16 protein-coding genes are annotated in these 22,718 nt (G+C 33.3%); 14 read left to right on the forward strand and 2 right to left on the reverse strand.

Translation table 11 applies throughout. The features are described from left to right. The first annotated feature begins 68 nt into the window (after positions 1–68). The 12 genes from uvrC (at position 69) to ACEN2K_RS01980 (ending at position 19,535) form a co-directional block, all read left to right on the forward strand. Positions 69–1,868: an excinuclease ABC subunit UvrC gene (uvrC, locus tag ACEN2K_RS01925; protein WP_441757622.1), complete on the forward strand. Its 1,800-nt coding sequence runs from the start codon at positions 69–71 to the stop codon at positions 1,866–1,868. Positions 1,869–1,923: 55 nt separating this feature from the next. After that, positions 1,924–4,125, forward strand: a complete 2,202-nt coding sequence (locus tag ACEN2K_RS01930) for a patatin-like phospholipase family protein (protein ID WP_441757623.1) — start codon at positions 1,924–1,926, stop codon at positions 4,123–4,125. A 180-nt stretch (positions 4,126–4,305) separates the two neighbouring features. Next, positions 4,306–5,463: a homogentisate 1,2-dioxygenase gene (locus ACEN2K_RS01935; protein WP_441757624.1), complete on the forward strand. Its 1,158-nt coding sequence runs from the start codon at positions 4,306–4,308 to the stop codon at positions 5,461–5,463. Between the two features lie 214 nt (positions 5,464–5,677). Continuing rightward, complete coding sequence (gene hppD, locus ACEN2K_RS01940) at positions 5,678–6,838, forward strand: 4-hydroxyphenylpyruvate dioxygenase (RefSeq protein ID WP_441757625.1); 1,161 nt, start codon at positions 5,678–5,680, stop codon at positions 6,836–6,838. A gap of 290 nt (positions 6,839–7,128) precedes the next feature. Then, on the forward strand, positions 7,129–7,899 hold the full coding sequence (locus ACEN2K_RS01945; RefSeq protein WP_441757626.1) for a DUF3108 domain-containing protein: 771 nt from the start codon (positions 7,129–7,131) through the stop codon (positions 7,897–7,899). Then, entirely contained in the window at positions 7,899–8,834 is a 936-nt protein-coding gene (locus ACEN2K_RS01950) for a tryptophan 2,3-dioxygenase family protein (RefSeq protein WP_441757627.1), read from the forward strand. The genes ACEN2K_RS01945 and ACEN2K_RS01950 overlap by 1 nt, the downstream gene beginning before the upstream one ends. A gap of 26 nt (positions 8,835–8,860) precedes the next feature. Continuing rightward, positions 8,861–10,093, forward strand: a complete 1,233-nt coding sequence (locus ACEN2K_RS01955) for a peptidoglycan DD-metalloendopeptidase family protein (protein ID WP_441757628.1) — start codon at positions 8,861–8,863, stop codon at positions 10,091–10,093. Positions 10,094–10,289: 196 nt separating this feature from the next. After that, positions 10,290–11,933 (forward strand): glucose-6-phosphate isomerase, encoded by a 1,644-nt coding sequence (gene pgi, locus ACEN2K_RS01960; protein ID WP_441757629.1) that lies wholly within the window; start codon positions 10,290–10,292, stop codon positions 11,931–11,933. A 274-nt stretch (positions 11,934–12,207) separates the two neighbouring features. Further along, positions 12,208–14,778, forward strand: coding sequence for a TonB-dependent receptor (locus tag ACEN2K_RS01965; RefSeq protein WP_441757630.1), 2,571 nt, complete (start codon positions 12,208–12,210; stop codon positions 14,776–14,778). Positions 14,779–15,193: 415 nt separating this feature from the next. Next, positions 15,194–18,436, forward strand: a complete 3,243-nt coding sequence (locus ACEN2K_RS01970) for a TonB-dependent receptor (protein ID WP_441757631.1) — start codon at positions 15,194–15,196, stop codon at positions 18,434–18,436. 96 nt (positions 18,437–18,532) lie between these two features. Next, positions 18,533–18,955, forward strand: coding sequence for a hypothetical protein (locus ACEN2K_RS01975; protein WP_441757632.1), 423 nt, complete (start codon positions 18,533–18,535; stop codon positions 18,953–18,955). Between the two features lie 82 nt (positions 18,956–19,037). Then, positions 19,038–19,535, forward strand: coding sequence for a septal ring lytic transglycosylase RlpA family protein (locus ACEN2K_RS01980; protein WP_441757633.1), 498 nt, complete (start codon positions 19,038–19,040; stop codon positions 19,533–19,535). On the opposite strand, the gene ACEN2K_RS01985 is transcribed toward ACEN2K_RS01980, so the two are convergent. Further along, positions 19,536–20,006, reverse strand: a complete 471-nt coding sequence (locus ACEN2K_RS01985) for a CYTH domain-containing protein (protein ID WP_441757634.1) — start codon at positions 20,004–20,006, stop codon at positions 19,536–19,538. A 158-nt stretch (positions 20,007–20,164) separates the two neighbouring features. On the opposite strand from ACEN2K_RS01985, the gene dinB reads away from it, so the two are divergent. Together dinB and ACEN2K_RS01995 are read left to right on the forward strand one after the other, a co-directional pair. Continuing rightward, positions 20,165–21,247 (forward strand): DNA polymerase IV, encoded by a 1,083-nt coding sequence (dinB, locus tag ACEN2K_RS01990; RefSeq protein WP_441757635.1) that lies wholly within the window; start codon positions 20,165–20,167, stop codon positions 21,245–21,247. A gap of 92 nt (positions 21,248–21,339) precedes the next feature. Continuing rightward, a complete protein-coding gene (locus tag ACEN2K_RS01995; protein ID WP_441757636.1) occupies positions 21,340–21,855 on the forward strand; it encodes a PAS domain-containing protein in 516 nt (171 codons plus the stop codon). A 49-nt stretch (positions 21,856–21,904) separates the two neighbouring features. Here the strand turns inward: ACEN2K_RS01995 and ACEN2K_RS02000 are convergent, their stop codons facing one another. After that, positions 21,905–22,675 carry a Bax inhibitor-1/YccA family protein gene (locus ACEN2K_RS02000; RefSeq protein WP_441757637.1) on the reverse strand — a complete coding sequence of 257 codons (771 nt, stop codon included), beginning with the start codon at positions 22,673–22,675 and terminating at the stop codon, positions 21,905–21,907. Between the last annotated feature and the right edge of the window lie 43 nt (positions 22,676–22,718).

Raw genomic sequence — 22,718 nt, forward strand, 5'->3', positions numbered from 1 at the left:
CTAACTACAAATAATAGAATACCACAAAGGCGCTGGGTCTCTCAGTAGTGCTGTGAAATTAAAATATAATGCAAAAACCTACACTCGAGCTTCAAATTCAAACTTTGCCTGATAGTCCAGGCGTCTATCAATATTACGATAAGGAAGGGAAGATTTTATATGTGGGTAAAGCCAAAAATCTCAAAAAAAGAGTCTCTTCTTATTTTAATAAAGTCCATGATACTGCCAAAACAAATGTCTTGGTTAGAAAAATTGTGACCATAAAGCACATTGTAGTACCTACCGAAACCGATGCTCTTTTATTAGAAAACAATTTGATAAAAACATTGCAGCCAAGGTATAATGTATTGTTACGTGATGATAAAAGTTATCCATGGATATGTATTAAAAAAGAACCTTTTTCGCGCATTTTTGCTACGAGAAGAATGGTGAAAGATGGTTCAGAATACTTTGGTCCCTATACTAGTTTTAAAACAGTACATACCATATTAGACTTGATCAAAGAGCTGTATCCTTTGCGCACCTGTAACTATGATTTGACCAAAAATAATATAGAGAGCGGTAAATTTAAAGTTTGTCTGGAGTATCATATTGGTAATTGTAAAGGACCTTGTGAAGCACATGAGACATTAGAAAACTATCAAAAACATGTTGACGCTATTCGCGAAATTCTAAAAGGGAATTTCAAAGAGAGCATGAAAGACTTTAAAAAAGTAATGACTGACTTAGCTCAAAACATGCATTTTGAAGAAGCTCAAAAAATAAAAGAAAAGATAGAAGTTTTACAAAATTACCAGTCGCGCTCGACTATTGTCAATCCTAAAATCACTAATATCGATGTGTTTTCGATTGTTTCTGATGAATCGGCTGCGTATGTGAATTTTTTACAAATCTCGCATGGGGCAATTATCCGTTCGCATACAATGGAAATAAAGAAAAAGTTAGAAGAGACTGACGAGGAACTGTTAGAGCTCGCTATTATAGAACTTAGGGAGCGATTTCAACTGCTTTCTAAAGAAATTATAACTCCTTTTCCTGTCGATTTAGGGGAGAATCTAAAAGTGACCGTACCGCAGTTAGGAGATAAGAAGCAAATTTTAGATTTATCCATAAGAAATGCCAAATTTTATAGAATCGAACAATTAAAACAATTGCAAATTGTAGATCCTGATCGACATACTAATAGGATAATGGCACAAATGCAAAAAGATTTGCGATTGCCTGTAGAGCCACGTCATATTGAATGTTTTGATAACTCTAATATCCAAGGAACAAATCCCGTTGCGGCATGCGTTGTTTTTAAAGACGGAAAACCCAGTAAAAAAGATTACCGTCATTTTAATATAAAAACAGTAGAAGGGCCAGATGATTTTGCATCTATGACTGAAGTTGTGTATAGGAGATACAAGCGATTGTTAGATGAAGAGCAACCATTACCCAATCTAATTATTATAGATGGGGGAAAAGGACAATTGTCAGCTGCGCTCAAAAGCTTGGACGATTTAGGACTGCGAGGTAAAATTGCCATTATAGGGATAGCAAAACGTTTGGAAGAGCTTTTTTATCCCGGGGATTCAGTGCCTTTGTATTTGGATAAGAAATCAGAGACCTTAAAAGTAATTCAGCAATTAAGAAACGAAGCGCACCGTTTTGGAATCACCCACCATAGAGATAAACGCAGTAAAGCAGCTTTGAACTCCTCTATTGAGTCTATACCTGGAATAGGTGAAAAAACAATGTTGACATTGATTCAGCATTTTAAAAGTGTTAAAAGATTGAAATTAGCAACAGAAAAAGAAATTTCTGACGTTATTGGTATGTCTAAAGCCAAAAAAATTACCGACTTTTACAAAGCGACAACTAAATGATAGTGAGTGAACTAATTGATTTGGTCAGCTAGCATTCTGAAAATAAAATTCTTTTATGAAAAAACCTGTTCTTTTTACCCTGATGCTATTGTCTTGTTTGACCGTTTTCTCACAAGATGCAAAACGGCCAAAAGTAGGTTTGGTTTTGAGCGGTGGTGGGGCAAAAGGTTTTGCTCACATCGGAGTTCTAAAGGTGTTAGAAGAGGCAGGTCTAAAAATAGATTATATTGGGGGAACAAGTATGGGGGCGGTAATAGGAGGCTTATATGCATCTGGTTATAATGCTACTCAAATAGATTCTATCTTTCAGGCAACCAATTTTGATGAGTTAATCAACGATTTTATACCCAGATCATCAAAGAATTTTTACGAAAAAAGAAATGATGAGTTATACGCATTAGTACTTCCTTTTACTAAATTCAAAGTAGGAATTCCTGAAGCACTTTCTAAGGGAATGTACAACTTCAACCTTTTAAGTAGGTTAACTAGAAATGTAAGGCACATAAGAGACTTTAACAAACTGCCCATTCCTTTTTTATGTATTGCCACAGATATTGAAACTGGAGAGCAGGTTGTACTTGATAAAGGGAATTTGGCGCAAGCCATAATAGCCAGTGCGGCTTTTCCATCTTTGTTTTCCCCAGTGGAAATTAATGGAAGACTTCTCGTAGATGGTGGTGTAACAAATAATTACCCTATAGACGAAGTAAGAAAATTAGGTGCTGATATTATCATAGGTGTTGATGTGCAAGATGATTTGTTAACTAGAAAATCGCTCAAAGATGCTACGCGAATTCTAGTGCAAATAACCAATCTTCATTCGATTGAAAAGATGAAGAAAAATATTGAACAAACAGATATTTATGTAAAACCAGATATCAAGGACTACGGTGTTATTTCTTTTGATAAAGGGAAAGAAATCATTAAAAAAGGGGAAGACGCTACATTTGCTGTTTATGAACCAATAAAACGACTAGCAGATCAACAAGGGCCCTATGTGAAGCCTAAAATGGCTGTGGAGAGAGATAGTATTCATCTTAATGAAATTAATTGTAATGATTTAGATAATTTTACTCGAGATTATATTCTAGGGAAACTCCGTTTTAAACCAGATGCCAAAGTAGATTATAATCAGTTAGAAAGAGGGATAAATAATATTAACGCCACAGGAAATTTTAGTGTAATAGATTATACATTAGATTCACATAACGGTGGCGATAATTTGAATCTAGAATTAAAAGAGAATCCTACTAAATCGTATCTTAAATTTGGCTTGCACTACGATGGATTATTCAAAAGTGGTGTTTTAGTGAATTTGACCCGTAAAAAAACTTTGTTTAAAAATGACATTGCTTCATTAGATATTGTTCTAGGGGATAATTTTAGGTATAACTTTGATTACTACATTGAGAATGGATATAATTTAAGCTTTGGTTTCAAGTCACATTACAATCAGTTTAATAGGAATGTCGCGCGAGAAATTAGTAATTTGGATTTTAATACAATTGGAGTGAACTCCATTAATGTTGATTTTTCAGACTTAACCAGTCAGGCCTATTTTCAGTCGCTATTTGTACAAAAGTTCTTAATAGGTGGTGGAGTCGAATATAAATATTTAAAGATTAACTCAGAAACCTTGGGTAACTCTGATCCTATAATTGATAAGAGCAGTTATTTTAGCCTTTTCGGTTACATGAAATACGACTCTTTTGATAATAAAGATTTTCCAAAAAGAGGTTGGTATTTTTCAGGTGATATTCAGTCCTTTTTATTTTCGTCAGATTACACTAAGGAATTTGAGCCCTTTAATATAGCAAAAGGAGACTTCGGAGTCGCAGCTACTTTGTTTAAACACGCTACGATAAAGATTCAAACAGAGGCCGGTTTCTCTTTTGGGAATGATAGTGTTAGTTTTTTTAATTTCATATTGGGAGGCTATGGCTATAAATCTTTAAATAACTTCAGGCATTTTTATGGTTATGATTTTTTAAGTATTGCGGCAAATAGCTATATAAAATCAACGGGTACTTTAGATTATGAGATCTTTAAAAATAACCATTTGAACTTTTCTGCAAATTTTGCAAATCTCGGGGATAATATTTTTGAAACAGTAGAGTGGATATCCATACCTAAATATTCGGGATACGCTATTGGTTACGGCATGGAAACCGTAATCGGTCCTATAGAAATTAAGCATTCTTGGTCACCAGAAAACACAAAAGGGTATACATGGTTTAGTGTAGGATTTATGTTTTAAATTTAATTTATTTCAATAATATTTCCGATATTTGTTATAATGAAAACAAAATGGACAGGTTTATTAGAGTATCTACAATTCTTAATCAAGAGAAATCCTGAATAAGTCATTGATTTTTGATTTTGAATGACGAATTGCAAAGCCTTCCCGCTTTATAAGTTACACTTAAAACAAAAAAACATGCCATTATATCATAAATTAGGGACTTTCCCTCAAAAAAGACATACGCAGTTTGAAAAACCCAACGGGGGTTTTTACTACGAACAACTGTTTGGTACCGAAGGTTTTCATGGTCACGCTTCTTTATTGTACCATGTTCACAGACCTACTCAGGTTAAAGAGATCAACAAATCCTATTCAGTAGAGCCTAAAATTGCTATTGGAAAAAACATCAAATCTTTATTACTAAAAGGTTTTGAATTGAAACCTGCGGATGATTTCTTAGAAAGCCGCAAAGCCATGCTAGTCAATAAAGACTGTACGATAGGGCTTGCAGCACCAAGAAAATCACTTACAGAATATTTCTATAAAAATGCCGATGCTGATGAAATGATTTTCATCCACAAAGGAAAAGGCAAATTGCGTACCATGATGGGGAATATTCCCTTTGAATACGGAGATTATCTCATTATACCACGCGGAATTATTTATCAAATTCAGTTTGATACTGAAGACAATCGCTTGTTTTATGTTGAGTCATTTGCGCCTTTTTATACGCCTAAACGCTATAAAAATGAAAGCGGACAACACTTAGAGCATTCGCCGTTTTGCGAGCGTGATTTTATCTTGCCTAATGAATTAGAAACCCATGATGAAAAAGGCGATTTTGTAATCAAAATTAAAAAAGAAGGAATGATGCACGAAGTAGTTTATGCTACGCATCCTTTTGACGTAATAGGCTGGGATGGATACAACTTTCCCTATGGATTCAGTATTCACAATTTTGAACCCATAACGGGGCGTGTACATCAACCGCCACCGGTGCATCAAACTTTTGAGACTGCCACTTTTGTAGTCTGCTCGTTTGTACCTAGATTATACGATTACCACCCAAAATCAATTCCGGCACCTTACAATCACAGCAATATTGATAGTGATGAAGTTTTGTATTATGTAGATGGTGATTTTATGAGCCGCAACAACATTGAACAGGGACATATCACCTTGCACCCAAAGGGGATTCCGCACGGGCCTGCGCCTGGCGCTATGGAACGCAGCATTGGTCACACCGGTACGGAGGAATTGGCAGTTATGGTCGATACATTCCGTCCACTAATGGTCACTGAAGAAGCTATGGGTCTAGATGATGGACAATATTATAAGTCTTGGGTAGAGTAATGACTTCCTTAGCGGAGTCAATGGGAGAAGCTATTTCCCGCTGTCCGCTATATCTTTATGTTTTTAAAGAAAAAACATAAAGGATGCCGCTACCATCAGGGCTAGGGTTACGTGCAAATAGTAAACAAATTTTAAAATAAAAAAATCCGTGCAAATCAATTTTATCCGCGTCGTCTGCGTTCCAAAATTAGATTTCACATAAAAAATAAATATCATGTCAAAAGAAGTAAAATCAGTAGAATACGGATTAGAAAAAATATTTGAAGGAGCACAAGATTTCCTTCCATTGTTAGGAACTGATTATGTAGAATTCTACGTAGGAAACGCAAAACAATCAGCACATTATTATAAAACAGCTTTTGGTTATCAATCTTTGGCGTATGCCGGATTAGAAACAGGTGTTAAAGACAGGACATCTTATGTGTTAAAGCAAGATAAAATACGTATCGTATTAACCACACCGCTGACACAAGATTCTCCTATACACGAACATTTGAAAAAACATGGAGATGGAGTAAAAGTAGCTGCCTTATGGGTTGAAGATGCAACAAGTGCTTATGAGGAAACAATGAAGCGCGGAGCGCGTTCTTTTATGGAGCCTACGGTGGAGAAAGATGAATATGGAGAAGTGGTGCGTTCTGGAATTTACACTTATGGAGAAACGGTTCACATATTTGTAGAACGTAAAAACTACAGTGGTGTTTTCTTGCCAGGATATAAGGAATGGAAATCAGATTACAATCCAGAGCCAACAGGTTTAAAATACATTGACCACATGGTAGGAAATGTAGGATGGAATGAAATGAATACTTGGGTGAAGTTCTATGAAGAAGTTATGGGATTTGTAAATTTCCTTTCTTTTGATGACAAACAAATTAATACAGAATATTCGGCATTAATGAGTAAAGTAATGTCTAACGGTAACGGTAGAATTAAATTCCCTATTAATGAACCAGCCGAAGGAAAGAAAAAATCACAAATTGAAGAATACTTAGATTTCTATGGCGGACCAGGAATTCAACATATTGCAATTGCTACAGATGATATTATTAAGACGGTAAGTCAATTAAAAGCAAGAGGAGTGGAATTTTTGTCAGCTCCACCACATACTTATTATGAAGCAATACCAGAACGTTTGGGAGAGCATATGGGAATGATGAAAGAAGATATCAATGAAATCGAAAGATTGGCTATTATGGTTGATGCTGATGAAGATGGGTACTTATTGCAAATTTTTACAAAACCAGTTCAAGACAGGCCAACTTTATTTTTCGAAATAATCCAAAGAATGGGAGCCAAAGGATTTGGTGCTGGAAACTTTAAAGCATTATTTGAATCTATTGAGAGAGAACAACAATTGCGAGGAACGTTGTAAAAACAGCTTATTTTTGCATTATGTAAAAAAATAACCGATGAAACGCATGTTTCTTTGCATATGATGTGTTAAACTTTTTTTTTAGTTTAAATATCTGGATTTGTTAGCTACCTTTGCACTCGCAAAATGGAAGGGGTGGTTTCCTTCCGAATTGATATAAATTTCATAATTTATAGTTTTTTGGTTAGTTAATAGCATAAAAACTCAGTCATTATTTGACTGAGTTTTTTTGTTTTAATATATTTGGAACAAAATTTGCAACTCCCCTCAATAAATAGAAAAAGTAAGTTATGAAAAAAATTATCCTATTCTTATTATTGATTCTTACCGTTAGCTTTGATAGTCGCAATGAAGATGCTTATGATGTAGGGGAATGGTTTAAATTCCGAATTCATTATGGTATTGTTAATGCGGGTTACGCCACTTTAGAAGTTAAAGATGCTACAATAAATAATAAAAAAGCTTTTCACGTTATTGGAAAAGGGTATACCACTGGAATGTCTCGATTTTTCTTTAAAGTCGATGATCTATATGAAAGTTATATAGATAAAGAAACAGGCAGTCCTTATCGTTTTGTTAGAAAAATTGACGAAGGTGGTTACAGAAAAAATCAAGAAGGTTTCTTTAATCAGTCTGCAAATAAGGTTTTAGTAAAAGACTACAAAAACAGAAACGAGAAAACATTTGTTATCCCTAAAAACACTCAAGATATATTATCAGCATTCTACTATCTTAGAAACTCGCCAGAGATCAATAAAATTAGTCCAGGTGAATCAGTAGCGATTGATATGTTCTTTGATGATGAAACCACAAAATTTAAGTTAAAGTTTGTAGGCCGTGAAAATATTACCACTAAATTTGGCGTTGTGTCTTCTATGGTTTTTAAACCGTTGGTGCAATCAGGTCGTGTTTTTAAAGAAAAAGAAAGTGTGACAATATGGATATCGGATGATGATAACAGATTGCCTATTCGAATAAAAGCAGAACTAGCCGTGGGGTCAATAAAAGCAGATTTAGATGCATTTAAAGGATTAAACAATCCGTTTAAAATAAAACAATAATGAACATTAATGAAAACCGAGAAGCTGTTTTAAAGGAAATCGAAAATAAATACGATGCCATTAACCAGAAAACAGATACCCATCTCGAAGGATTACTTTGGTCAAAACCCATAACCTATTGGGATTATATTCAAACCGATGCTTTATTAAGTTTGCAGACGCAAAGGACAACCCTCCCAGATGAAATGGTTTTTATTATGTATCACCAAGTAAATGAATTAATTTTTAAAATGATTCTATGGGAGATGCAGCAAATATGTTATTGTGACAATATAAAAACCGACTTCTTTACTGAAAGGCTAATGCGCGTGAGTAGGTACTTTGACATGCTAACCACCTCGTTTAGTATAATGGAAGAAGGGATGGAAGTAGAGCAATACATGAAGTTTAGAAATACCTTAACTCCCGCAAGTGGTTTTCAAAGTGCTCAATATCGATTAATCGAATTTTCTTCAACAGATTTGATTAACTTGATTGACTACCGCTTTAGAGCTAATATTGATAGAAATACCTCTTATAATCATGCTTTTGAACATTTGTATTGGCAAGCAGCAGGTAAAGATTATAAAACTGGGGAGAAATCTTTTCTGCTTCAAGAGTTTGAGCGCAAATATAAAAGTGCTTTCTTAGCGCATATGGAAGAGTACAACTCCATTAACATTTGGCAGAAATTCAAACAGCTTCCTGAAGCAGATCAAAAAAATCCAGAGCTAGTTAAGGCAATGCGCCATTTTGACCATACAGTGAATATTACTTGGGTTATGCAACACTTAAATGTCGCTATTAAATACATCGATCACAGTGGTAAAGGAGATGGTGAAGCCACAGGAGGAAGTGACTGGAAGAAATACATGCATCCAAAATACCAAAGAAGAATTTTTTTTCCAGAATTATGGAGTGAGGAGGAATTGGTGAATTGGGGCGTGGAAAAATAAGTTAAATTCAATAAAAAAAATACAGTTTGAAGCAAGTATTAATCATTATCATGGTATTGACAACAATACTATCTTGTAATAAATCCGAAAACAAAGCTGAAATTAAAAAACAAGTTAAGAAAGTTAAACCCATGGCAGAGCATTCTGATTTTGGATTTAATTTTTCTGAATATAATGTTGTTCAGGACACGGTAAAAAGGGGAGATACTTTTGGTACAATTATAGAAAAACAAAATATTGGTGATAGAAAAGTATATGAAATTGTACGCAGTATAAAAGATACTTTTGATGTGCGGGTAATAAGACCTAACCGTGCTTATACAATGCTAAGGTCTAAAGATAAAACGAACAAGCTAGAAGTTTTTGTATATCAACCAGATGCTTTAAGCTACTATATTTTTGACCTCCGTGATTCGGCTGTAGTGGCGCACAAAAAAACAAGACCAATTACGATAAGAAGGCGAACAATTGGTGGGGTTTTAAAAGGATCGTTGTCAGAGACTTTAGGAAATGCAGGTGTAGAGGCTGCATTAGCAAGTAAGATTACTAAAATATATTCTTGGTCTATTGATTTCTTCAAACTTAAAAAAGGAGATCGTTACGGAATCACTTTTACAGAGCGCTTCATCAATGACTCTATCTATGATGGAGTGGAGAATATGGAAGCATCATTTTTTGAATACAAAGGGAAAATCATTTATGCATTTCCTTTTGTACAAAATCAATCAAAAGGAAAGGTGGAGTATTATGACGAAGAAGGAAAAACCCTTAAAAACTTCTTTCTAAAAACGCCTATAAAATTCAGTAAATTAACATCTAGGTTTTCGATGAACAGGTTTCATCCTGTTCAAAAAAGATGGAAAGCACACAAAGGGACTGATTATGCCGCACCAAGAGGTACTCCTATCACAACAACCGCATCCGGTACCGTAGAAAAAACGGGCTATACAGCGGGTAATGGGAATTATGTTAAAGTAAAGCATAATAGTACTTATTCTACGCAATACCTTCATATGTCTAAAATTTTAGTGAAAAGAGGGCAACATGTTAACCAAGGAGATGTAATCGGTAGAGTGGGTAGTACTGGTTTAGCAACGGGACCTCATGTATGTTACCGCTTTTGGAAAAATGGAGTTCAGGTTGATGCTTTAAGGCTTAAGTTGCCCAACGGTGAGCCAATGAATAGTAGTAATAAAGCTCGTTTTTTGAAAAAAATTGAACCATTAAAATTTGAATTAGATAGTATTGCTAATTTATAAAACATAAGATTCGTAATTCTTTGTTATAATTGAGAAAAGGCAAAAAAATATTTCAGTGAAATATTTTTTTGCCTTTTCTGCTTTGTAATTAGTATTTGATTTAAGATAAATTGTGATATAATCGGAATCACTTTATCTGTTAAAAGTAATTTAAGTATTTTTACCAAAAATATAATAACACTAGAATTTAAATACAATGGCCTTAAAAACGATAAATCCAAAAGAAACAGTTTCTTGGAGTAAGCTTCAAAAACATTATAATGAAATGCAAAATGCTTCAATGCAAGAAATGTTTAAAGCGGATGCTTCTCGTACAGAAAAATTCAATATAAAGTGGAATGATTTTTTAATCGATTATTCTAAAAATATTATCAATCAAGAGACAATCACTTTATTGTTAGATTTAGCAAAAGAAGTTGGACTTAAAGAAGCGATTGAGGATTATTTTGACGGCGCATTAATTAATCAAACAGAGAATAGAGCAGTACTTCACACTGCTCTGCGAGCTAAGGAAGGTACTGTCGTAAATGTGAATGGCGAAAATGTCATTCCGGAGGTTTACGAGGTAAAAAATAAAATAAAGACTTTTACGAATGAAGTAGTCTCTGGTGAGAGAAAAGGATATACCAATAAATCATTTACTGATGTAGTCAATATAGGAATTGGAGGATCAGATTTAGGACCAGCGATGGCAGTCGAGGCTTTACAGTACTATAAAAATCACTTAAATGTTCATTTCGTTTCTAACGTTGATGGGGATCATGTAAATGAAATTATAAAAAAACTAAATCCTGAAACGACTCTTTTTGTAATTGTATCAAAAACGTTTACAACTCAGGAAACCTTGACTAATTCAGAAACCATAAAAAAATGGTTTTTACAAAGCGCTACTCAACAAGATATAGCTAAGCATTTTGTGGCAGTTTCTACTAATATTCAAAAAGTAACAGCATTTGGTATTAATCCTGACAATGTTTTTCCAATGTGGGACTGGGTAGGAGGCCGATTTTCATTATGGAGTGCTGTAGGCTTGACTATTAGTTTAGCAGTAGGTTTTGATAATTTTGACGAATTATTATCGGGGGCTAATGAAATGGATGAGCATTTTAAAACTGCTGATTTTGATTCAAATATGCCCGTTGTTTTAGCTTTACTTAGTGTGTGGTACAATAATTTCTTTGGTGCCGAAAGTGAAGCACTGATTCCTTATACTCAGTATTTGCAAAAACTAGCTCCTTATTTACAACAAGGAACAATGGAGAGTAATGGTAAAAGTGTTGGTAGGGACGGTAAACCGGTTAACTATCAAACGGGAACTATTATATGGGGTGAGCCGGGCACCAATTCTCAGCACGCATTTTTTCAATTAATACACCAAGGAACTAAATTAATTCCTTCCGATTTTATAGGTTTTGTTGCGCCGTTGTATGGAGATAAAGATCATCACGATAAATTAATGTCTAACTTCTTTGCTCAGACAGAGGCGTTAATGCATGGAAAATCAGCGGATCAAGTTCAAAATGAATTTACTAAACAAGGGCTAGATAAGACAAAAGCTGAATTCTTGTTGCCTTTTAAGGTTTTTACGGGAAATAAGCCGACTAATACATTATTAATAGATAAACTATCTCCTAAGTCATTAGGGTCGCTAATCGCTCTATATGAGCACAAAATCTTTGTGCAGGGTGTAATCTGGAATATATTTAGTTTTGATCAATGGGGAGTGGAGTTAGGTAAGCAATTAGCAAATTCTATCTTAGAAGAAATTAATAATCATGAGGTTAAAAATCACGATAGCTCAACCCAATTTTTATTGAATTATTATCTACAGAAGAAATAATGAGTTGATTTCTTTAACAAAAAAAACCTAAATTATTAAAAAATTTAGGTTTTTTTTGCTTTTCAGAGGTCTGCAAAGTTATTCCTTAAAGTTTGAATAATATACATATAAAATTACATTACTTTGCTAATTGTGTAATTTAAATTGATGTTTTAGTTAAAATTCTAGATTTAATTTAAGAAAATTGACTACGTTAATTATAGTTCTTAACATTATGTTAACATGCTTGTGTTAAATTGTTATAATTTTGTGGAAAATAATAAAAAAACAAAAAATGAAGACAATTAAAGATTGGTTACTCTTTGGATTACTGTTTTTAGTAGTTTCAAGTATGTTTTCTCAAGGGAAAATCACTGGGACTATTACTGATGGACAAGGTTCACTGCCTGGTGCAAATGTCAGTGTTAAAGGAAGTAAAACAGGAGTTTCTGCAGATTTTGATGGTAAATTTTCAATAAACACAACAGTTAACTCTGGTGAATTGATTATTTCTTTTATAGGTTTTGAACCTAAATTGGTTAAATTCTCTGTGGCACAAGGTGCCACACAAAATTTAGGAAACATTGCATTGGTTTCTAATTCTAATGAATTAAGCGAGATTGTTGTAATTGGTAAAGGAATTATCGATTTAGCAAAAGATAGAAAAACGGCAATTGCTGTTTCAACTATTAAAGCTGAGGAAATTCAAGCGAAAATTGGTTCTTCTGATGTAATACAATCTCTTGTAAATACACCCTCTGTATATGTAGCTGGTCAAGCTGGTGGATATGGAGATTCAAGAATAAGTGTGCGTGGTTTTGCTCAAGATAATACTGCTTTTTTATTGAATGGTCAACCAATTAATGGAATGGAAGACGGTAAGATGTACTGGTCTAACTGGTCAGGAATGTCTGATATCGCAAGTATAATTCAAATTCAAAGAGGATTAGGTTCTTCTAAATTAGCAATATCTTCTGTAGGTGGAACTGTGAATTTTGTTACAAAAGCTACTGATAAAAAACAAGGTGGTTTCGCTTCATTTGGTCAAGCAAATGATAACTATTTTAAATCTACTATTGCTTATAATACAGGTATGAGTAAAAGCGGATGGGGAACAAGTGTATTGTTTTCTCACTGGCAAGGTGATGGTTATAATGATGGTACTAAAGGTCAAGGACAAAATTATTTTATCTCTGTAGGTTACAAAGCAAATGATAAGCATAGTTTCAACTTCATATTGACTGGAGCTCCACAAACTCATGATCAGAACTACGGTAAAAGATTAAGTGATTTTAAAAAGTATGGTAGAAAATATAATAATAACTGGGGAACTCTAAATGGAGAATACCTTTCAGCAGTTGGAAATTATTACCATAAACCAGTAGCTAACTTGAATTGGGATTTTAATATTACTGATAAATCAAGTTTATCTACTGTTCTTTATGCGTCTTGGGGTAGAGGAGGAAGTGTAGGTACCGTTGGTTCAATTAAGAGAACGGATACTGGTAATGTTGATTTTGATGCTACAATTGCAGCAAACAAAGCAAGTACAACCGGTGCAGCAACAGGTGCATTACGTAATTCAGTTAATAACCATGCATGGTATGGTTTAGTAACTAATTTTAAAACAGAATTAGCGGAGAATTTAAACTTCAATATGGGACTTGATTTAAGAACCTATACTGGAACTCACTTCAGACAGCTTACGAATTTATTAGGTGCAGATTATTATTTAGATAAATACAATGTAAATATCCCTAATAATAAAATTTATGAAACGAATACAAATAATCCTTGGGCAGTTTTAACACATACAGCTTCTGTTGAAAACAGATACTCATGGGATTATGATGAAACAATTTCTTATGGAGGTTTCTTCTCACAATTAGAATATGCTAAGGATAACTTCTCTGCATTTTTTCAAGGGGCGGTTTCAAACCAATCTCATGTAAGATTTGATAGATACGCTTATCTTCCTGCAGACGCAGAATCAGAAAAAGTGAACAATGTTGGTTATAATGTTAAAACAGGTGGTAGTTATAAGATAGGGAATAATAGTTCATTCTATGTTAATACTGGATATTACTCTCGCCAACCTTACCATGATAACATTTACTTAAACTACGGAAATGAAGTGAATCCATTAACTAAAAATGAAAAGGTTTTTGGTTTGGAAGCAGGTTATAGCTTTAAATCAAGATTTTTAAGTGGTAGTATTAATGCTTTTAGAACATCTTGGAAAGATAGAGTAACTACAACTTCAAATGAGGTTAATAATGACTTACAATATACTACAAATGAAGGTGTAGAGCAACTTCACTCAGGTTTAGAATTAGATTTTGTTGCAAAACCTTTTACTAAATTAGATATCAGTGGATTTGCGTCTGTTGGAGACTATCACTATGTTGGAGATGCTGTTAAAACAGTTAGAGATTCAGATAGAAATATTCTTAGTAGTTCTAGAGTTGATGTTGATGGAGGTAAAGTTGGTGATGCTGCGCAAGTAACTATGGGATTAGGATTTAAATATGAAATTGCAACTCGTTTTTCTATTGATGCTGATTGGAGAAATTACCAAAAATTATATGCTAATGTAGGTTCAGTAAAAAATAATATTGAGCTGCCAAGTTATACTTTAGTAGATGCTGGACTTTCTTACAAAATGTTAACAGGAAAAAATAAAAACAGATCAGTCGTATTTAGAGTAAATATCAACAATTTATTTGATGAAATCTATGTATCTGAACTTACTACAAACATAGCTGCTAATGCCGGTGATGTAGTAATTAATGGCCTTAATGCTAATAATAAAGGGTATTATGGATATGGAACAACTTGGAATGCCTCTATGCGTTTTAACTTCTAGATAAATAATAACTTACCGCTTATAATGTAAAAGTTTATAGGCAATAATAACTAAAAGCAGATGTTTTAACATCTGCTTTTTTTTGTGCTTATTTTAATCTGGTAATTGTTAATATGTATCTATTTTTTTGACAAGTGTAGAGCTATTATAAAGGCATATATGAATTTTGTAGTCGCCCTCTATTACTTACCATTTATACTGGATTAGTGCCTAAATCTAAGTTAATTAAGGAATAGTATTTATTTTAACAAATAACTTGATGATTTGATAAAAAATATTCAGAAAGCGAGAATATACAAGTAAATATTCATAATTATGTTAAAAAGCACATTTAGGCGGCTTTTTATTAACATTTAATTAACATTTATTTGTAGAAAATGTTAGATTTTTGCCAAAATATTTTAAACTAAAAATCATGAAAAAATTATTGAGGTTATTTTTGATATTGGTTGCATTTACAGCTGCACATACCAGTATTTATGCTCAAGGTAATACAACTTCCTCCATAAATGGGGTTGTTTACGACCGTGAGTCAGAATCTTTGCCTGGAGCATCAATTCTTGCGACGCATGTACCATCAGGTACAAGGTATACAGCAACGACTGATATTAATGGTAATTTTAGAATTTCTAACATGAGAGTTGGAGGTCCTTACAGTGTAGTGGTTACTTTCGTAGGGTATAGAACCTTTGAGGAAGCTAATATTTATCTTCAATTAGGAGATTCGAAAAACTTCAAAGTTGTTTTAACAGATGAAGCTAGCGAATTAAAAGAAGTTGTGGTTACAGGTGTTAAAAACAATACATTTAATTCAAAAAGAACAGGTTCTCAAACAATAATTGATTCAGATAAGATTAAGGCATTACCTTCACTGTCAAGAAATATCGCTGATTTTGCTAGATTAACTCCTCAAGCGCAATTACGTGGTGATGATGTTCTTTCAGTTGGTGGTCAAAATAACCGTTTCAATGCTATTTACATCGATGGAGCTGTAAGTAATGATGTTTTTGGTTTAGCGGCTAACGGTACAAATGGTGGTCAAACTGGTGTAAGTCCAATATCAGTTGATGCTATTGAGCAGTTTCAAGTGAGTGTTGCTCCTTTTGATGTAAAATTGTCAGGTTTTGCTGGTGGTGCAATCAGCGCAATCACTCGTTCAGGAACAAATAATTTTGAAGGTTCTGCTTACTATTTAAATAGAAACCAAGATTTAGCTGCAAAAACACCTCCTTCATTAGCAGGTACAAACCCTAGAGTTAAATTAGCTGATTTCTCAGCACAGACTTATGGGATTAGAGCTGGTGGATCTATTGTTAAGGATAAATTATTCTATTTCATTAATTATGAAAAACAAGATAATGAAACTCCACAACCTTTTGATTTAGCAAACTATACTGGTCTTTCAGCAAATAGATTAGGTGAATTAAGAACTAAATTAGCTTCTTATGGTTATGATCCAGGGTCATTTGAAAATAACGTGAGAACATTAGTAAGTGATAAATTGATCGGTAAAATTGACTGGAACATCAATGATAATCATAAATTATCATTGAAACATAGTTATGTTAAAGCGGAGAATTTTTCACCAAGTAGATCTTCTGCTACTGCTATAAGTTTTATTAATGGTAGTCAATTATTCAACTCAACAACTAATTCAACTGCTTTAGAATTAAACTCAAGATTTGGAAATAAATTTTCAAATAATTTAGTTGTTGCTTACACCAATGTACTTGATGATCGTGATGCATCTGGAGATCCTTTTCCTTCAGTACAAATTTTTGACGGATCGTCACAAAGTATTTATTTTGGTGCAGAAGGATTTTCAACTGCAAATTTCTTAAGCCAAAAAGTGTTGACAATTACAGATAATTTCGAAATTAATGCTGGAATTAGTACAATTACAATTGGAACTCACAATGAGTTTTCTTCTTCTCGTAATGTTTTCTTCGGTAATAATTTTGGATCATACCGATACAGTAGTTTAGATGATTTCTTATTAGATAGAAGACCAAATAGATTCCAAATGAACTACTCATTAATTGGTGGTGAAGGTGACGAGTCATTAGGAGCTGCTGAGTTTGGAACAAAACAATTCGGTTTCTATGCTCAAAATGAAATGAGAGTAAATAGTAACTTTAAATTATCTTATGGTGTTAGAGTTGATATTCCAGTTTGGGAAGATGGTTTAGTAAACAACGATTTTAATAACAGAACTGTTGGTATATTAGAAGCTGCTGGAAAAGATTTAAAGGGAGCAAGAGTGGGTCAAGGTATAAAAAACACTCCTCATATTGCACCACGTTTAGGTTTTAATTACGATCTTGATGGTAAAAAAGTAACTCAGTTTAGAGGAGGATTAGGTATTTTTACATCTAGACTGCCTTTAGTATGGCCAGGTGGTACGTACAATAATAATGGAATTTCTCAAGGAGCTATTTCAATTACTAATGCTACACAAACACCATATTTTAATCCTAATCCTAGTGTTGCTAGTCAAATCCAACCATTGCCAGCTTCTTACCCACGTCCTGGATCAGGTGGAAAAGGTGGTAACATAGATTTATTTGCAAATGACTTTAAATTACCTCAAGTTTTTAAAGCTAGTTTAGGGATTGATCAAAAATTACCATTAGGCTTCGTTTTAACTTCTGAAATTACGTATAACGATAATATCAGTTCTATTAAATATGAAAATCTTAATATTAAAGCGGCTTCAAGTAATTTAACAGGTCCAGATAATAGACCACGTTACAATGGAAACAGTAGAGTTGATCCAACATACCTAGGTATATATTTAGCTTCAAACACAGACGAAGGTAAGGCACACAACATCTCTTTTACATTGACTAAAAACTTTAGATCTGATTTTATTGATGGTAACATTTCTGGAACATATTCATACGGTAAGTCTACAGTTCTTTTAGATGCAACGTCATCTCAAAACAGTTCTCAGTGGAATAATACTGAATCAGTAAATGGAGCAAATGCTTTAAGTCTTTCTAGATCTGATTTTGACCAAGGTAGAAGAATTATCTCTAACGGTAACGCAACTTTCAAATGGAGTCCTTTTACTAAAACTAGAATAGGATTTTTCTATGAGGGAGCTCAAGGTACTCCTATAAGTTATGTTTATAATGATGCTGGAGGATTATTACAAGATACTTTTTCTAACTCAGCTTTAATATATGTGCCAGCTGCACAAAATGAGATTGTTTTAGTATCAACTACTGCAAATCCTTTATCTCCACAAGCACAATGGGATGCCCTTAGTGCTTTCATAGAAGGAAACAAATACTTAAAAAGTAGAAAAGGTGATTATGCAGAACGCAATGGGGATCGTTTAAAAACATCTCATGTTGTTGACTTAAAATTCGCTCAAGAATTTATAATTACTTCAGGTAAAAAGAAACATACTTTAGAATTTACTGCGGATATATTTAACTTTACCAACTTATTAAACAAAGACTGGGGTAAGAGATATTTTACAAGTTTCGACCAAGTACAGTTGCTTAAGCAAGAAGGATTCGTAACGGGTACTACTACACCAAGATTTAGTTATAATCCAAACGTAGGAAATAATATTAATCAAATTGATGATGTTGGATTGAATTCATCAAGATGGCAAATACAAACAGGTCTTCGTTATACATTTAACTAATTTCTGTTGAAAACATCAAGCCCTCATTTCTATTAGAAATGAGGGCTTTTTTTTATCCCATTTTTTCCTATATTTGTTTTAAAAAATAATTACTCTATGTACGAATTCATTCAAAAATTTCATTCTGGTTGGGCTTACTTAGCTCTTTTATTATTAGTAATTGCGGTTGTCAACGCTTTCATAGGAATGTTTTCTAAGAAAGAATTTACGGGAACAGATAGGAAAATTGCTCTCTTTGCTTTAATTGGTACACATACACAATTACTAATTGGATTGATTTTGTATTTTGTATCTCCTTTAGGTTTTGCGGCTTTAGGTAATATGTCTGATAAAGCAATGCGTTTAACTTCCTTAGAGCATCCACTGATTAATCTGATCGCTATTGCATTAATAACAATTGGTTGGTCTAAGCATAAGGGTTTAATCACAAGTGAGTCAAAATTTAAAACATTTGCTATTTTTTATGGTTTAGGATTTGCGTTAATCTTACTTAGATTGCCTTGGCATCTTTGGTTATAAAACCAACAAAAAGTCCTGATTTCAGGACTTTTTTTATCTAGGTATGGTTTTTGCAAAATGCATTACAACGAAATAAAAAAGTATGAAAAAATTTATAACATTGTTTTTCTCAGTAGCTATTATTGGGCTAGCTAGTAGTCAAAGTACAGTTGCTGATAAAATCAAAACTTCTCTACAAAAGAATGCTACGGCAAAAGATACGGTTAAAAAAGTAAAAACTATTATTGTACAGCAAGAAGTCGAGAAAGACACTTTGACTGAGAAGATGGGAAAGTTAGTGCCTTATAAAACAGGTTCTCATGCCTCATACTATGCTGATAAGTTTCATGGAAGAAGAACTGCTAGTGGTGCTATTTTTGATATGAATAAATATACAGCCGCTCATAAAAAATTTCCTTTTGGTACTAAGTTGAGGGTGACAAATGAGGTCAATGGCAAATCGGTAATTGTTGAAGTGATTGATAGAGGGCCCTTTGTAAGATCAAGAGAAATTGATTTGTCTAAAAGAGCATTTATGGAAATTGCTAAAAACAAAGGTATTGGTGTTATGACAGTTACCATTGAAGTGTTTACTAAATAATTAGCTCCACTTTTTAAAAGGATTTGCGCTAAGATAAGAATTGTAATATCGCTGATCATTGGTGACTTCCATTCCCAGCCAATCTGGTTTTTCGAAACTTTCATCTTCTGAGTTAAGTTCTATTTCAGCCATGATTAAACCTTCATTGGCACCATAAAACTCGTCTACTTCATAAGTGTGAATACCCGATTTAATTTCATATCTAGTTTTATCAATTATGCCTTCTTCGCATAACAATAATAACTGTTCAGCTTCTTGTACGGGTATTTCTTTTTCCCATTCAAATCGAGATAAACCACTGTTACTGGATGCGCCTTTGATTGTTATAAAAGCTTTATCTCCCTTTATTCTTACGCGAACGGTACGTTCTGGTACCGAACTTAAGTAGCCTTGTTTAATTTTTCTTTTCGAAAAAAAATCATTTTTAAAAGCTTCTGATTTTACTAAAAACTTCCTTTCTATTTCAATCATAGGTGTTGCTTTTTATATGTAGCCTTTTTTATAAAACTCTTTTATTTTGAATTACGAGCTTTAGCAAATGCTGGGTCAGTTTATTATATACTTCAAATGTATTACTATTTTTGTATTCATAAGATTGTTTTCAGCGCAAAGCTTTTTAAATTTGTACTATGCCCAATTTAAATCCTAATAGGAAAATTATTCATATTGACATGGATGCTTTTTATGCGTCAGTGGAGCAAATGGATAATCCAGATTTAAAAGGCAAACCTATAGCTGTAGGCGGATCTGAAAATAGAGGAGTTGTGGCAGCTGCGAGTTATGAGGCTAGGAAATTTGGAGTTAGAAGTGCCATTAGTGGTGTAATGGCTAAGAAAAATTGCCCAGAACTTATCTTTGTTTCCCCTCGTTTTGATCGTTATAAAGAGATCTCCGCTAAAATTCATACCATTTTTAAAGAGTATACTGATTTAATTGAGCCTCTATCACTTGATGAAGCCTATCTTGATGTCACCCATAACAAAAAAGGTAATAGCAGTGCTAGTTTACTAGCCGAAGAAATTAGAATGCGCATTTTTAATGAAGTCGGTTTAACAGCTTCAGCAGGAATATCGGTTAATAAATTTGTTGCTAAAATTGCTAGTGATTATAATAAACCTAATGGACAAAAAACGGTTAATCCTGATGAAGTCCTAAAATTCTTAGAAGAATTGCCTATTCGAAAATTTTATGGTGTTGGTAAAGTGACTACTGAGAAAATGTATCAGTTAGGGATCTTTACTGGACTTGAATTAAAGCATAAATCTTTGGAATTTCTTGAGAAACATTTTGGAAAATCAGGCGCCTTTTATTTTAATGTGGTGCGAGGTATACACAATAGTGAAGTGAAATCAAATAGAATTACAAAATCTGTAGCTGCAGAACATACGTTTGATATCAACTTGTCTTCTGAGATTTTTATGTTGGAGCAATTGGAAAAAATTGCTACTACTTTAGAGAGAAGATTAAAAAAAAGTGCTATTTCTGGAAAAACGGTCACGCTCAAAATTAAATATAGTGATTTTACCCAGCAAACTCGCAGTAAAACATTGCCTTATTTCATTTCTGATAAAGGGCTAATATTAGAATCAGTAAAAGAACTTCTATATCAGGAACGTATGAAAGAGTCTGTTCGTTTATTGGGTATATCGATGAGTAATTTGAATACTGAAGAAAAAAAAGCGGTGGTAGTACAACTAAAATTTGCCTTTTAAGTTCAAAAATTAAGGTTTAACAATAGTTAAATGACTTGAATTACTCTAGTTGATGTAGTTAATCAATTATATTTGATTAAAAATGGAGAGACATGATACAATTTGAAAATTATGAGAACGCAGTAGCAAGGTTTCATATTGGTCTTAATATAAATGCTAATCCAGTATTTTCATGGGACTTTTATAATGATACTTTAATTCATCTGCGAAATGTAAATGAGGATCATAAAAAAATTAATGATATTGCCGCAGTTGCTAAATGGGAATCAAAAGACTGGGATTTCAAATCTGCGTTATACGGCGAAGTAATTGTACTTACTGACACAAAGCTCAATATTGTTTTTGCGTCTCAGAATATCGCTAATATGAATGGATATAAAGCTGAAGAGCTAATAGGAATGAATCCAAGAATATTTCAAGGCGAAGCCAGTTGTCCAATCACTTCAAATGAAATCAGAGAAGCAATTAACAATAGGTTGCCCTTTGAAAAAAAGGTGCTTAATTATAAAAAGAACGGTGAACCTTATTACTGTCTAATAAAGGGTTTTCCTATTTTTAATAGGAGTGGTGAGTTAGCTCATTTTATCGCTTTTGAACAAGCTGCATAAAAAAAGCCTTTCATTTTGAAAGGCTTTTTTTATAGTGAAATGATTATACTTAATCTTTGCTAGAAAGTTTTGACAGCAATCTAAGGAACTCAATGTATAACCAAACTAATGTTACCATTAAACCCATTGCCCCAAACCATTCCATATATTTTGGCATTTTTTGTTGTACTCCTTTTTCGATTCTATCAAAGTCTAGAAATAAATTTAAAGCAGCAATAATAATTACAAATACACTAATTCCAATGCTCATCATGGAGTTGCCATAATGTACTGGTTGAAAACTAGTGAACATCGATACCAACCAAGAGATAAGATAATAAGTGGCAATTGCGAGAGTAGCTGCTACAACAACTGATTTAAATTGTTCTGTTACTTTTACGATTTTAAATTTATAAAGTCCTAAACATACAGCAAAAGTTACAAATGTCGCTCCTACTGCTTGTATAACGATACCTGGATATCTTGCTTCAAATATGGCTGAGACACCGCCAATGAATAATCCTTCAAACAAGGCGTAGCCCGGTGCGAGATAGCCTGAATATTGTGGTTTGAAAGCAGCAGCAACTACTAAAATTAATCCAATAATTGCTCCCCCTATTGCAGGGACAATTGGATTTAAACCATTAAAAGCCATCCACCAAATAACCATTGCGGATGCTGTCAATAGTAAAAATAAAAGTAGTGTTTTGCTTATAGTTCCGTTAAGTGTCATTTCTTGATTGTAATCAATCAGTGTGGCGTGGTGCACTTCTTCTCTTCGTGCTGTGGTAGCTGAGAAAGACTTATTGTTTAAAAATGGATTTTTTGATTTGAAATTCATAATTAATTAAAATATTATTTTTATCAAAGATATAGTAAAAAAA

Source organism: Flavobacterium sp. W21_SRS_FM3 (genome assembly GCF_052113625.1).
Lineage (GTDB): Bacteria > Bacteroidota > Bacteroidia > Flavobacteriales > Flavobacteriaceae > Flavobacterium.

Coding starts and splice junctions, on each gene's coding strand:
- uvrC (WP_441757622.1), top strand. CDS start 69: ATGCAAAAACCTACACTCGAGCTTCAAATTCAAACTTTGCCTGATAGT.
- ACEN2K_RS01930 (WP_441757623.1), top strand. CDS start 1,924: ATGAAAAAACCTGTTCTTTTTACCCTGATGCTATTGTCTTGTTTGACC.
- ACEN2K_RS01935 (WP_441757624.1), top strand. CDS start 4,306: ATGCCATTATATCATAAATTAGGGACTTTCCCTCAAAAAAGACATACG.
- hppD (WP_441757625.1), top strand. CDS start 5,678: ATGTCAAAAGAAGTAAAATCAGTAGAATACGGATTAGAAAAAATATTT.
- ACEN2K_RS01945 (WP_441757626.1), top strand. CDS start 7,129: ATGAAAAAAATTATCCTATTCTTATTATTGATTCTTACCGTTAGCTTT.
- ACEN2K_RS01950 (WP_441757627.1), top strand. CDS start 7,899: ATGAACATTAATGAAAACCGAGAAGCTGTTTTAAAGGAAATCGAAAAT.
- pgi (WP_441757629.1), top strand. CDS start 10,290: ATGGCCTTAAAAACGATAAATCCAAAAGAAACAGTTTCTTGGAGTAAG.
- ACEN2K_RS01965 (WP_441757630.1), top strand. CDS start 12,208: ATGAAGACAATTAAAGATTGGTTACTCTTTGGATTACTGTTTTTAGTA.
- ACEN2K_RS01970 (WP_441757631.1), top strand. CDS start 15,194: ATGAAAAAATTATTGAGGTTATTTTTGATATTGGTTGCATTTACAGCT.
- ACEN2K_RS01975 (WP_441757632.1), top strand. CDS start 18,533: ATGTACGAATTCATTCAAAAATTTCATTCTGGTTGGGCTTACTTAGCT.
- ACEN2K_RS01980 (WP_441757633.1), top strand. CDS start 19,038: ATGAAAAAATTTATAACATTGTTTTTCTCAGTAGCTATTATTGGGCTA.
- ACEN2K_RS01985 (WP_441757634.1), bottom strand. CDS start 20,006: ATGATTGAAATAGAAAGGAAGTTTTTAGTAAAATCAGAAGCTTTTAAA.
- dinB (WP_441757635.1), top strand. CDS start 20,165: ATGCCCAATTTAAATCCTAATAGGAAAATTATTCATATTGACATGGAT.
- ACEN2K_RS01995 (WP_441757636.1), top strand. CDS start 21,340: ATGATACAATTTGAAAATTATGAGAACGCAGTAGCAAGGTTTCATATT.
- ACEN2K_RS02000 (WP_441757637.1), bottom strand. CDS start 22,675: ATGAATTTCAAATCAAAAAATCCATTTTTAAACAATAAGTCTTTCTCA.